General features: G+C 42.7%; 12 protein-coding genes. 11 read left to right on the top strand and 1 reads right to left on the bottom strand.

Features of this window, described 5'->3' with window-relative positions; translation table 11 throughout:
- The 11 genes from rpoD to yfaE all read left to right on the top strand — a co-directional run.
- The coding region (gene rpoD, locus V7D75_RS06880; protein WP_333613958.1) for an RNA polymerase sigma factor RpoD at nucleotides 1–1,007 on the top strand (1,007 nt) is incomplete at its 5' end.
- 263 nt (nucleotides 1,008–1,270) lie between these two features.
- Nucleotides 1,271–2,518 carry a multidrug effflux MFS transporter gene (locus tag V7D75_RS06875; protein ID WP_333613957.1) on the top strand — a complete coding sequence of 416 codons (1,248 nt, stop codon included), beginning with the start codon at nucleotides 1,271–1,273 and terminating at the stop codon, nucleotides 2,516–2,518.
- Complete coding sequence (locus tag V7D75_RS06870) at nucleotides 2,505–3,095, top strand: TetR/AcrR family transcriptional regulator (RefSeq protein ID WP_333613956.1); 591 nt, start codon at nucleotides 2,505–2,507, stop codon at nucleotides 3,093–3,095. The genes V7D75_RS06875 and V7D75_RS06870 overlap by 14 nt, the downstream gene beginning before the upstream one ends.
- A gap of 366 nt (nucleotides 3,096–3,461) precedes the next feature.
- The gene (gene tenA / locus V7D75_RS06865) at nucleotides 3,462–4,109 is read left to right on the top strand and encodes a thiaminase II (protein ID WP_333613955.1); all 648 of its coding nucleotides are present in this window, start codon (nucleotides 3,462–3,464) and stop codon (nucleotides 4,107–4,109) included.
- A gap of 86 nt (nucleotides 4,110–4,195) precedes the next feature.
- The gene (locus V7D75_RS06860) at nucleotides 4,196–4,894 is read left to right on the top strand and encodes a class I SAM-dependent methyltransferase (protein ID WP_333613954.1); all 699 of its coding nucleotides are present in this window, start codon (nucleotides 4,196–4,198) and stop codon (nucleotides 4,892–4,894) included.
- A 239-nt stretch (nucleotides 4,895–5,133) separates the two neighbouring features.
- Nucleotides 5,134–5,427, top strand: coding sequence for a YbeD family protein (locus V7D75_RS06855; RefSeq protein ID WP_306767968.1), 294 nt, complete (start codon nucleotides 5,134–5,136; stop codon nucleotides 5,425–5,427).
- 535 nt (nucleotides 5,428–5,962) lie between these two features.
- Nucleotides 5,963–8,239: a class 1a ribonucleoside-diphosphate reductase subunit alpha gene (nrdA, locus tag V7D75_RS06850; RefSeq protein WP_333613953.1), complete on the top strand. Its 2,277-nt coding sequence runs from the start codon at nucleotides 5,963–5,965 to the stop codon at nucleotides 8,237–8,239.
- 74 nt (nucleotides 8,240–8,313) lie between these two features.
- A complete protein-coding gene (locus tag V7D75_RS06845; protein ID WP_333613952.1) occupies nucleotides 8,314–9,708 on the top strand; it encodes a KAP family P-loop NTPase fold protein in 1,395 nt (464 codons plus the stop codon).
- A 365-nt stretch (nucleotides 9,709–10,073) separates the two neighbouring features.
- On the top strand, nucleotides 10,074–10,457 hold the full coding sequence (locus tag V7D75_RS06840; RefSeq protein WP_333613951.1) for a hypothetical protein: 384 nt from the start codon (nucleotides 10,074–10,076) through the stop codon (nucleotides 10,455–10,457).
- Nucleotides 10,458–10,534: 77 nt separating this feature from the next.
- Nucleotides 10,535–11,668, top strand: a complete 1,134-nt coding sequence (nrdB, locus tag V7D75_RS06835) for a class Ia ribonucleoside-diphosphate reductase subunit beta (RefSeq protein ID WP_144296877.1) — start codon at nucleotides 10,535–10,537, stop codon at nucleotides 11,666–11,668.
- Nucleotides 11,669–11,829: 161 nt separating this feature from the next.
- Nucleotides 11,830–12,096 carry a class I ribonucleotide reductase maintenance protein YfaE gene (gene yfaE / locus V7D75_RS06830; protein ID WP_068408173.1) on the top strand — a complete coding sequence of 89 codons (267 nt, stop codon included), beginning with the start codon at nucleotides 11,830–11,832 and terminating at the stop codon, nucleotides 12,094–12,096.
- 122 nt (nucleotides 12,097–12,218) lie between these two features.
- On the opposite strand, the gene V7D75_RS06825 is transcribed toward yfaE, so the two are convergent.
- The coding region (locus tag V7D75_RS06825) for a S1C family serine protease (protein WP_333613950.1) at nucleotides 12,219–13,469 on the bottom strand (1,251 nt) is incomplete at its 5' end.

Here is a 13,469-nt window from a genome sequence, read left to right as displayed (position 1 = left end):
TGCGTAAGCATGAGCGTCAAATCATGCGTTTGGTGATTCGCCGTGGCCGGATGCCGCGTGACGAGTTCCGTAAGACTTTCCCAAGCAATGAAACCAACGTCGATTGGCTGATTGAACGTATCAAAGGTAAGCCCGCTTTTGCTGGCACGCTAGAAAAAGTCGCCGATGACGTGATTTTATTACAGCGCCGCATTCGTGACTACGAGCAGCAGCTCGATATGAAAATCCACGATATGAAAGACGTTGCTCGCCGTATGGCCGTCGGTGAAGCAAAAGCGCGCCGTGCCAAAAAAGAGATGGTCGAAGCTAATTTACGTCTGGTGATTTCTATCGCTAAAAAATATACCAATCGTGGTCTACAATTCTTGGACTTAATCCAAGAAGGCAACATTGGTCTGATGAAAGCGGTGGATAAATTTGAATATCGCCGCGGTTATAAGTTTTCAACCTATGCCACTTGGTGGATTCGTCAGGCGATTACCCGCTCTATTGCTGACCAAGCACGTACCATTCGTATCCCTGTGCATATGATTGAGACCATTAACAAGATAAACCGCGTTTCTCGTCAGCTGTTACAAGAAATGGGCCGCGAGCCGACGCCTGAGGAATTAGGTGAACGCTTAGAGATGGACGAAGTCAAAGTCCGTAAAGTGCTAAAAATTGCCAAAGAGCCTATCTCTATGGAAACCCCTATCGGTGATGATGAAGACTCACACCTAGGCGACTTTATCGAAGATGGTACAATTTCGAGCCCTGTCGATGATGCCACGGCGGCTGGCCTACAAGAAGCCACGCGTGATGTCTTGAGCAATCTGACTGAGCGTGAAGCGCGCGTGCTTAAAATGCGCTTTGGTATCGATATGCCAACCGATCATACCTTAGAGGAAGTCGGTAAGCAGTTTGATGTGACGCGTGAGCGTATCCGTCAGATCGAAGCAAAAGCTTTGCGTAAATTGCGTCATCCATCACGTTCTGAGCATCTGCGTTCGTTCTTAGAAAATGACTAATTTATCTAGACAAAATTCATTGTCTAAAAGTTTCTTAAAATTACCTCAAAAAAGCTGAGCATGTCTCAGCTTTTTTGTGCCTGTTATTTAATGGTAGTTAGTGGTTAATTATTAGCTTTTATCTATTGAATATTAAGCCGCTATAGCATTACATAAGCAATTGACTCATAAAAATATTGCCTTTATTTAAAATAGCGAGTATAACTACCTACCGTTCGGTAGTTATACAAAGTTAAATAGATAAATAGTTATAGTGCACTCTTATGAATAAGCAAACCAATGTAAAACACATCAATATCAAAACTGTCATCTCTCTTGCGATCATTGTGGCGCTTGGCCCTGCAGCGATTGACATGTATTTAGCCTCAATGCCAAACATGGCAACAGACCTCAATACCTCCTACGCCACCACACAAATCACTTTGACCGTCTTTCTTATCTTTATGGGTTTAGGACAACTGGTATTTGGTCCCGTATCTGATGCCATCGGGCGCATCGCACCATTATTTGCAGGCTTACTGGCATATATCGGCGCTTCCGTATGGGCGATGTGGTCACAAAGTATTGAAAGCCTAATTTTTGCCCGTATCTTGCAAGGTCTTGGCGCCTCTATGGCTATCGTAGTGGTAATGAGCATGGTACGCGATCTCGTCGATGGACCGAAAGCGGCACAAATTTATGCTTTACTAAATACCATTGTGGCATTAGGTCCAATCGTCGCGCCAGCAATCGGTGGTATCGTCGGTGCGCATTATGGTTGGCGCGGCGTCATGTTTATTTTGGCGGCGTTAGGTATGATTGTGCTGATCAATACGCTGTTGAATATCAAAGAAACTTTGCCAAAAGACAAGCGCATTCAATTAAATATAAAAAACATCACTAGCATTTATGTCGCTATATTAAAAAACAAAACCTTTGTCTTTAATCTATTTGCGCTATCTGCGGTGTATTTCTTTTTGTTTGCCTATATCGGTGGTTCTGCTTATGTCTATCAAACCGACTACGGTCTTAGCCTAGAGCAATTTGGTTTTGTCTTTGGCTTGACCAGCATCAGTCTAATTTTAGGTGCTTCTTCTACCGCTTATTTGGTCAAAAAAATATCAGCGTCACATTTGGCCTTAATCGGTGCCGGTGTCATGATGCTCGGTAGTGCCGTCTGCATCGTCGCTTATCTACTATCAATGGGTTTGATCGGTATTGTCACTGGTATTGCCTTAGGATTATTTGGCCTTGGCGTATTGGAGGCGACATTAATGGCAATTGCAATGGACTCGCAGCGCAGCGCTTTGGGCTCAAGCGCGGCTTTATTGGGCGCCATTCCTATGTTACTCTCATCTACTGCCACGCCCATCGCGGGGCAATTGGTCGAAATAAACACCTTATATTGGTTAATCTTGCTAGGTGTTATGGGACCCGTTATTTTAACTTTGGTTTATTTTAGTTCTAGAAGTTTAAAACCTGATAGCACTGTCGCCACAACATCATTAGAGGAGGCCTATGCAAAGTCATAAACCCCGCTCAAGCGCTAAGCAACGTATTATTGATGCTGCGTTTGAGCCTTTTTTTATGCACGGCTATGAGGGCGCATCACTCAGTGATATTGCCAAGGCTGTGGGCATCCGCAAAGCCTCTCTCTATACGCATTTTGCCAGTAAAGAAGCGATATACTTAGAATTACTGCAAGATGCACTCGAGTCGGAATGTGCGTTTATTAAGTCATGCTTTACGACGACTAATGAGTTTACTGCTCCCGGTGAAGCGTATTGCCACGCCTTTGAAGCACGTTATGAAAGCGCAATTACCTTACGGTTTTTAATTCGCATGGCCTATGCCGCACCTGTGCATCTGACCAATACCAGCGCGGCGACTTTTAACGTTTATATTGAGGTGCTGACTGAGCAAATACAGCTCGCTCTACAGCCTTATGATCTCGACTCTGCGCAACTAGCGCTATATACCGACGCCTATTTAGGCGTGATCGATAGCTTAAGTGTGGAGCTGCTATATGCAGAAGGCTTATATGAGCGCCGTTTTAAAGCCATGCTGATGCTCTATCACACTGCTATTGAACAGCTTACTAAAAAATAACTTTTTAAATGTAGATCAGTTTTATTGATGGTTGTTTGAGCATCACTTGCTAATGATGACTGATCTCGCCTATCATAGGGACGCTTGGTTGTCTTATAATCATAAAGACCAACATTTAAATCATAAAAACCTTGTCGGGGTGCTTTGATTTTTGATGATTTAATTACTATCAAAATCATGGCTGAGAATTACCCGCGGACCTGATGCAGTTAGCACTGACGTAGGAAACAAGCGTGTCGATATATAAGTCACAATTACTTTATATTCTGCCAATCTAGTTACCCTAGACTGGCAAATTTACTGTGCCTTATCACTTCTCGTTTCTTATATTTAGCTTACTGCACTTTATAACAGTAAGTAAAAACTATGGATTATCAAACCCTACGCCACCATTGCCCCACATGGGACGATTACACTCAGCATGATTTCGTCAAACAACTGACAGCTGGCACGCTCGCCCCTGATAGCTTTCGCCACTACCTCATTCAAGACTATTTATACTTAATTCACTATACCCGCGTCATGGCGCTCAGTATTTATAAAAGCGATAACTTAGCACAAATGCGCGTCGGTCAAACGGGTGTCAATGCCATGCTCGACATGGAAATTGGTATGTATTTGGACTTCTGCCGTGATTGGAATTTGCCGATTGAGGAAGTGGAAAGCGCACCTGAATCGCCTGTGACCATCGCCTATAGTCGCTATATATTAGACGCTGCGATGTCAGGCTCGCTAGCTGAACTCTATGCCGCTATTGCGCCTTGCTTGATGGGCTATGGGGAAATTGGCAAGTCTATAAAAGAACAAGGATTTATCGCTGATAATCCGTATCAGCCATGGATTGACGTGTTTTCCAGTGAGGAGTTTCAAGTAATTACCGCACAAAACGAAGCACAAATTAATACGCTATTAGCCGATGCCAGCCCTGCTCAGGCAGCCAAGTTCCAATACTTATTTAATACCGCGGCGCGTATGGAAGTCAATTTTTGGCAGCAGGCGTTAGATTTGTCTTAATTTATACTCAATCTGACTTGGTTCTAAAAAAGCCCTCTAGAATCAAAAATAATGATTAATAATAACGATCCACAAGGAGAAACATCATGGCAGCATTCGATGAACACGCAAGCGCGTATGACAGCTGGTTTTTTGACAATCAAAATCTGCTCACCAGCGAACTAAAACTGGTTGCTCATTTCTTGGATAAAGACAGCGAAATATTGTCTGTCGGCTGTGGTAGCGGACTGTTTGAGTCTCTACTGGCAAAAGACTATGACATTCATATCAAATATGGTATCGAGCCGTCAAAAGACATGGCAGCAGTCGCAGAAAAGCGCGGTATGCAAGTCGATATCAGCCCTGCCGAAACCTGCGAGATTGAGCCCAATAAGTTTGACATCATCATGTTTAATGGCAGTGTCAGCTATATCAGCAATTTAGATATCTGTATCAAAAAAGCCTTTGACGCTCTAAAGATTGGCGGCAAACTTATCCTGATTGATGTACCAAAAGAAAGTGGCTTTGCCAGCTTATACAATTTGGCGAGCGCGGTAGATACGTGGGAGCATCCATTACTTGCGCACATCTCGCCTGCTGACCCTTACCCAATTGAGCTGGTTAAATCAGCCAACTGGCGCACCTCTGATGAAAAAATCGCCTTAATGCAAGCCAATGGTTTCGTCGACTTTGAATATGCGCAGACTTTATTGACCCACCCTATGTATGCCAACGACAAAGTCCAAGAGGTCAGCGAAGGCTATGATCGCGGCGACTATGTGGCAATTTGTGGTTATAAAAAATAACGGTTTTAATATAAGTTATCGTTGGCTGCCACTTGAATAATACACCGAACGCCCTTATAAATGGTGCATAAAGCGCTTATCATATTTCAATAAAAAATAAGGACCACATCATGACTGATGATCCAAAAGACACCGGCGATACAAGCACTGGCAGTTCAAATACCGAAAACCAAGGCAACAATACTAGTCCAACGCCAAAAAGAGAAGTTAAAGTGACAGAATTGGTCGCCAATGACGGTATCTTAAAAGGTAAAAAAACCGACGTGCAAAACCCTGAGCTGTGGGAGTTCCCGATGAACTATCCAATGAGTATCATCGGGCATGAAGGTGAGCACGAAAGTTTACTCAATGAAGTGAAGCTTATCTTAGGTAGTCAGTTCCCTGAGTTTGATTTGGCCTCTATGGAAGTCAAACCCTCAAAAACGGGACGCTTCCATTCGGTACGTGCCAATTTATACTTAACCACCGTTGAGCAAGTGAACACGCTTTATGCGGCGCTTGATAATGCAAAAACCGTACGTATGGTGGTTTAAAGTCAGTTTTGCTAATTTTATAAAATCCAGCCCGTTTTTCATCCGAATCGTCACTCATATGGGTGGCGATTTTTTATTGTCTGCGGTACAATCTCCACCCGAAATATAACTGCTATTTAGACGATTGGCCCTTATAAATTTAGCCAACAATAAAAAGTAAATCCGCGCCATTTTTTACAAAACTTTTATTATTTTTCTTATCGGCGTCTAACCCTTATCCCATCGTCCTTTGCCAAAATTTGGACACGCTTTACCCTCGCATCAACATAGTTTGCCTTTAAAATCAATATAGCATTTTCAAAATTTTCCCGCTATATTGTGTCCACCTGCTAACAAATACGCTATATGTAGTGCTCAGTGATTTAAACCGTCACTATGAGCAGCGGCATCGTTTTGCCTAAAAAAACCTACCATAACAGGATGTTATAGCGTCTGAAAGATAGCGTGACAAAGCATGTCTGCCAGATTTAACCGCGCAGCAGCCTATAAAGCAACATTATAAATAACTACCTAGCAATCAACTTACGAGGTCAGCATGACACATATCGATAATATCAAAGTAACCAAACGTGATGGACGTTTAGAGCCCATTGATTTAGACAAGATTCACAAGGTTATCGAGTGGGCAGCTCATGATTTAGATAATGTGTCGGTATCGCAAGTTGAGCTAAAGTCGCATATTCAGTTTTATGACGGTATCAGAACGCGTGATATTCACGAAACCATCATCAAGTCAGCCGCCGATCTTATCTCTGAAAGCACACCTGACTATCAGTATTTGGCGGCGCGCTTGGCAATCTTCCATTTACGTAAAATTGCTTATAACAAATTTACTCCGCCGCATCTGTATGACCATGTCAAAACGTTGACCGATGCTGGTAAATATGACGAACATATCCTAGCCGACTATAGCCGCGCAGAATTTGATGAATTAGAAGCATACCTCGACCACTGGCGCGATATGAATCTGGCTTATGCTGCCGTTGAGCAAATGGCGGGCAAATACCTTGTCCAAGACCGCGTGACCAAGACCGTTTACGAGAGTCCGCAGTTTTTATACATGCTCGTTGGCATGTGTTTGTTTGCCAATTATGACAAGGGCGAGCGCTTAAGCTATGTCAAACGCTTTTATGATGCGACCTCACAATTTAAAATCTCGCTACCAACGCCCATCATGTCAGGTGTACGCACGCCATCGCGCCAGTTTAGCTCGTGCGTCCTAATCGAATGTGGTGATAGCCTAGACTCTATCAACGCCACCACCAGTGCCATCGTCCGTTATGTCTCACAGCGCGCTGGTATCGGCATCAACGCTGGTCGTATCCGCGCCCTTGGTAGCCCTATCCGTGGCGGCGAAGCCCAGCATACTGGCTGTATTCCATTCTACAAACTATTCCAAACGGCGGTGAAATGCTGCTCACAAGGCGGCGTACGCGGCGGTGCAGCGACGTTATTTTATCCATTATGGCATTTAGAAGTTGAGTCATTATTGGTGCTAAAAAACAACCGCGGCGTTGAAGACAACCGTGTCCGTCATATGGATTACGGCGTCCAGCTAAATAAAACCATGTATACCCGTTTGATTAAAGGTCAAGATATCTCGCTGTTTTCACCATCTGATGTTCCAGGCTTGTATGATGCGTTTTTTGAAGATCAAGACAAATTTGAAGCGCTATATACCAAGTATGAAAACGACCCTAATATCCGTAGCCGTCAAATTCCAGCGACAGAATTGTTTAGTCTGATGATGCAAGAGCGCGCCAGCACTGGTCGTATCTATATCCAAAACGTCGACCATTGCAACACCCATAGCCCATTTGACCCGACAGTTGCACCGATTCGCCAGTCAAATCTATGTATGGAAATCGCGCTACCGACCAAGCCACTTGATAATATCAATGACGAAACTGGCGAAATTGCCCTTTGTACGTTATCAGCAGTCAACCTAGGCAAAGTTAAAAACGTTAGCGATATCGAAGAGCCAGCCGAACTCATCGTCCGTGCGCTTGATGCCCTGCTCGACTATCAAGACTATCCAGTCAAAGCCGCTGAAAATGGCAGTATGCGTCGCCGCACACTAGGTGTTGGCGTGATTAATTATGCGTATTATCTTGCGAAGAATGGCGTACGCTATTCAGACGGCAGCGCGCATGGTCTGACCCATCAAACCTTTGAAGCGTTGCAATTTTATCTCTTAAAAGCATCGAACAAATTGGCAAAAGAGCAAGGCGCGTGTCCGGCATTTAACGAGACTACCTACTCGCAAGGTATCTTGCCGATTGATACTTATAAAAAAGACTTGGATCAAATCTGCCAAGAGCCGCTACATCTCGATTGGGAAACGCTACGCACTGAAATCATTACTTACGGTCTGCGCAACTCTACCCTAACTGCCTTGATGCCGTCTGAAACTTCTAGTCAGATCGCCAACGCGACCAACGGTATCGAGCCACCACGTGGTCTGGTGTCTATCAAAGCGTCAAAAGATGGTATCTTAAAGCAAGTCGTGCCTGAGATTGATAAGTTAAAAGATCAGTACGAGCTACTGTGGCAAATGCCGAACAATGACGGTTACCTAAAGCTGGTCGCTATCATGCAAAAGTTCGTCGATCAAAGTATCTCTGCCAATACCAACTACGATCCTGTTCGTTATGAAGGTGGCCGTGTACCGATGAAGATATTGCTAAAAGATCTGCTAAACGCGTATAAGCTTGGCGTAAAGACTTTTTATTATCATAATACGCGCGATGGTGCGAACGATGCCCAAGCGGATATGGAAGATGATTGTGCTGGTGGTGCCTGTAAGATTTAGGTTGATGAATGGCGGGTTTGGCTTTTGAGTTGAATCCGCTAATTAGGATTATTAAATATCATATGGAGTTGTGAGTGAAAATATCTAATGATAGAAACATTAAGATTCCTATCAATAATATTTATTTGAACGATAAGTTCGACCGTGAACCTGAAGTTCTAAATATTGTTGAGTTAATAACCAAACTCTCTGATCCTTGTACTATTGCCATAGACAGCCCATGGGGAACTGGAAAAACAACATTCCTCAAATTTCTTGAAGCTGAATTACAAAAAAAAGAAATTAAAGTCTCTTATTTTAACGCTTGGGAAAATGACTTTGATCGAGAACCATTTTTATTGATACTTAACCACATAATCAAACAATTTTCGCAAGAAAAAGATATTAAAGAAATAAAAAAAATAGCTATCAAAGTTCTCAAGTCAATTGCTGTCAACGGATCTAAAGCTATAGTTGACCTAGTCGCACCTATTGGTATAGGTAATAGATTAATTGAGATATCAGAAGAAGCGGTTTCAGCGTTAGCAGGTGAAGTATTTGACAACTTTACTAAGGAAGAAAAAGAAGTAAAATTATTGCAAGACAAGCTAAGCTTATTGATTGAGAATGACAATAAAATGGTTATTCTAATTGATGAACTTGACAGATGTAAGCCGAGCTTTTGTATTGAACTACTTGAAAGAATTAAGCATATATTTGATACACCAAATATTATATTTGTACTAGGAACTGATTTAGAACAACTTGGAAAGGCAATCTCGGGTGTTTATGGCGAGAGCTATAATGGACAGAAATATTTAGAGAGATTCTTCGATTTTGAGATTAACTTAAATACGCCTGATTATAATAAATTTTGGCAAAGCCTCTCTGAAAATTATTCGGGTAAAGATAATATAAGAACTTTAGAAAATAGAGCAGACATTGAAGCATACGGAATATGGTTTACCCAACATCTTCAGTTATCAGCTAGAGATGTTACTAGGCTATACACCAAGTTCTATCTAGCTTCTTTATCAGAATATGCAGGTAATGACTTACCTTTGATACTTCTACTTTCTGTGGTTAAAAGTTATTCCAGAGAATTATTTAATAATATGAGACTAGATTCGTTTGATTTAGATGAGTTACTTGATTTATTAAAAATAAAAGATATTACTATGGATAATAATAGCGCGATAACGCCCCAAATACTTGCTTTGATTCATAACTTATTACTAGTTGACCAAAACGAAGTTAAATCTTCCAAGATAGTAAACCTACTATCGGAAAGATTCACCAACCCCAATATGAAAGTTATTTCTAAACAATTTATTGAGCGATACAAAGACGAGGACAAACTTTCAATTAATAATTTAGATTCTATATACAAGGCAGTAGATTTGCAGGGTATTTCTCATAAACAATATGCTAACGTCATATCATCCATGCAAACAACATTTGGAGAAGCTACGATCATTAGCAATAACTGATAAACATTATAAAATAGTGATGTAGAGTGCGCCCAGCGCACCGATGATATGCAAATTGTGTTTAAAGGTGCGCGAGGCGCACCCTACAAAATATGCTCAAATAGCAAGGTCGCTAAGAAAAAAGAAAGACGCCCTAACAAGGTCGTTTAGCCCCGACTATAGCGGTGTCCTGCTGACGACAATGGCGATGCAGTCCGTGGCTGGACGTAGTATCGAGACAACAGGAATGCGGTCAGACACGATAGACTGCACGCCAGCGGCTAGGCAGATACAAGCGGTAGGCGGGATTGGCTGCTGAGTATAATGACTATTAACTAAAAATCCTTTAACTTTACCGCTATAATCGCAACACACAAAGAATAAAAATGACGGAGGTCATAGACGTGCAATATACCGCAATCATCAAAGACGGTGGTTTATTTATCCCTAATGTATTTTCCGACCTAAATGATGGTAACTCGCATATCGTTCAAGTAGCAGTCGATATCGAGGAAGTTCGTCAGCAATTGAATAGCAGCGCAATGCCAAAGATGGATGCGCCAAGACCAGCAAAAAAACCAGCAAAAAAACCAGTAAAAAAGCCGCTAAAAAAAGAAGCACACAAAGCCGCAGAGGTAGATTTAAGTACGCTGCGTAAGAGCGCTATCGATGAGCTGGAAGGGTTGGATGATAGTGAGCTTAGCGAGATTTTTAAAGCTTATATGAATGATGGACAAGAACCAACGCAAATTTCTTTAGAAAACCTATAACGCCGTTTTGAAAGTATTTCTTAGACGGTATTTTAAAACTTTTGATTCACAACTGTAGCACTTATAAAGGTGGAACTATGACTTACTCGATTTTTTCTCAAACGCCAAACAATGCGCTAACAGAGCCGATGTTTTTTGGTCAACCGGTTAACGTGGCGCGTTATGACCAACAAAAACACCCTATCTTTGAGCAGTTGATTGAAAAGCAGCTGTCGTTCTTTTGGCGTCCAGAAGAAGTCGACGTTTCAAAAGACCGTATCGACTATGGCAACCTGTCGTCGCATGAGCAGCATATCTTTATCAGTAATCTAAAATATCAGACCCTACTGGACTCTATCCAAGGTCGTAGCCCAAACGTGGTGCTATTACCGCTGGTGTCAATTCCTGAGCTTGAGACGTGGATTGAGACGTGGACGTTTTCTGAGACCATTCACTCGCGCAGCTATACCCATATCATTCGTAATATCGTCAATGATCCCGGCGTGGTCTTCGATGACATCATGCAAAATGAGCACATCTTAGAGCGCGCCTCTGATATCGCTAAGTACTACGATGATTTGTACTACGACTCACAGCTTTATAATATGTATGGCGCAGGCACGCATACCGTCAATGGCAAAGAAGTGACCGTTAGCTTAAAATCGCTGAAAAAGCAGCTGTATTTGTGCTTAATGGCGGTTAACGTCCTAGAAGCCATTCGTTTTTATGTGTCATTTGCCTGCTCGTTTGCCTTTGCTGAGCGCAAGCTAATGGAAGGTAATGCCAAGATTATTAAACTAATCGCCCGTGATGAGGCGCTGCATTTAACCGGTACGCAGCATATCCTAAACTTGATGCGTAATGGTCGTGACGATCCCGAAATGGTTGAGATTGCCAATGAGTGCTATGCAGAAAGCATCGAAATCTTTACCAAAGCGGCGCAGCAAGAAAAAGAATGGGCGGGCTATCTGTTTAAAGACGGCTCAATGATCGGCTTAAATAAAGACATCCTTTGCCAATATATCGAATATATCACCAATTTACGTATGGAAGCGGTTGGCTTGCCAGTCGCGTTCCCGAACTCAAAATCAAACCCGATTCCATGGATTAATACTTGGTTGTCGTCTGATAACGTGCAAGTTGCGCCGCAAGAAACCGAAATCAGCTCGTACCTGGTCGGTCAAATTGATTCAGATTTATCAAATAGTGACTTTGACGACTTTGAACTTTAAGAGCTTTGAGCTTTAAACGTTTGGCTTTAATAATATGATTGTCATGGCTTAATCTTACTATTTTAAGGTTAGGCCCATATCGTTTTAGCAAGATTTTATGATTAAAAAGTACCATTAAAGGCACTTTATATACGATGGGAAAATTAAGATAAGGTTGAATTATGACTTGGGTAATGACGAGTAAGAAGCAATTCTACTTGCATGATGACGAAAGTCTGCTCGATGGATTGCTACGCACCGGACATGATATCAATTATCAGTGTAAGGAAGGCTATTGTGGCAGTTGCCGCATCAAGCGCATCGCCAGCTCACACGTTATTGATTATCCGTTTGAGCCGCTTGCTATGATTGAAGAAGACGAAATCTTGCCCTGCTGCTGCCGCGTGCAAGGCGTCATTTATATCAATCATGAGCTGATAGAAAAATAGCGGGTATATTCATAAAGTTATTTTTAAAAGTCAAAACGCTAATAAAAAAAGCGCGCTATCTTCAAAATAGCGCGCTTTTTGTTATCTCTTAAACTGTAAAGCACTATATGTAAATCATGGCGTTATAAAGGTGCACCATCTCTTTCAAATAGCTGCAATAGCTCTTCGCGCATACGGTCACGCTCCGCTTCTGACATCATTGGCACTTCTTCTCCATCATTTTGTAGACTAGGATCGCTCATACCACCAAGCGTTTCATCGTGAATGATAACAGGGCGCGCCATAGGTTCTTGCGCTGGACGCTCTTCGAGTAGGATTTTTACTTGCTTGTTTTTGCCTTGGCGTAAGACTTGGGCATTAAGCGTGGTATTTGGTGCTTTACGAGCGACATATTGGATTAAGGTATTGGCATCTGTCATCTCAATACCGTCAATTGACAAAATAATATCACCAATGCGTAAGCCACTCTTAGCCGCTGGACTTTTAGGCACGACATTAAATACTTCGACCCCTGTTGAAGTTTCAAGCTGGGTTGGGTCGCGTAGCTGCGATTGGATTTCGATACCAAGCCAACCACGGCTAACCTTACCATCTTTAATAATCGCATTCATTACTTGCTCAACGATGGCAGTAGGAATCGCAAAACCAATACCCATCGAACCACCAGAGCGCGAGTAAATAGCGGTATTAATACCAATAAGTTCGCCGTAAGCATCAACCAGCGCGCCACCTGAGTTACCCGGATTGATCGCCGCATCGGTTTGGATAAAGTCTTCAAACTTATTAACGCCAAGTCCTGTTCGCCCTGTCGCTGAGATAATACCTTGCGTCACCGTCTGACCAACCCCGAATGGATTACCAATCGCCAATGCCACATCGCCAACACGGATAGGGTCTTTACGGAAACCAAGGGGCGTCAAATCGGTCATATCAACTTTAATCACCGCCAAATCACTGTCTGGATCAGTACCTATCAATTTCGCACGACTCTTGCGCCCATCATTAAAGGCAACCGTAATTTCATCAGCTTTTTCAAGGACATGAGCGTTGGTCACGATATAACCATCTTCTGAAACAATGACCCCAGAACCCAAGTTCGTATTGCCCTGCTCTTGTGATGGCCCACCATGAAACTCAAAAAATCGGCGCAATACTGGATCGTTCATATAAGGATGCTCGGCCATCGTCTGCGTGGTATAGATATTGACGACAGATTGTGACGCGCGCGCAACGCCATTATGATAAGAGGCAATTGGTGCTGGCGTATCGGACGCTGGCGCTGATGCTTGCTGCTCGGCAGGCATGGTTCTAGGCGGCTCCCACGCTTGCTCTGATGCCGTCTTCATACTCGTAAACAACCAAATAAACGCTGC

The organism is Psychrobacter sp. (genome assembly GCF_036731945.1).
In the GTDB taxonomy this organism is placed as follows: domain Bacteria; phylum Pseudomonadota; class Gammaproteobacteria; order Pseudomonadales; family Moraxellaceae; genus Psychrobacter.
This window is presented reverse-complemented; position numbering and strand designations above follow the sequence as displayed.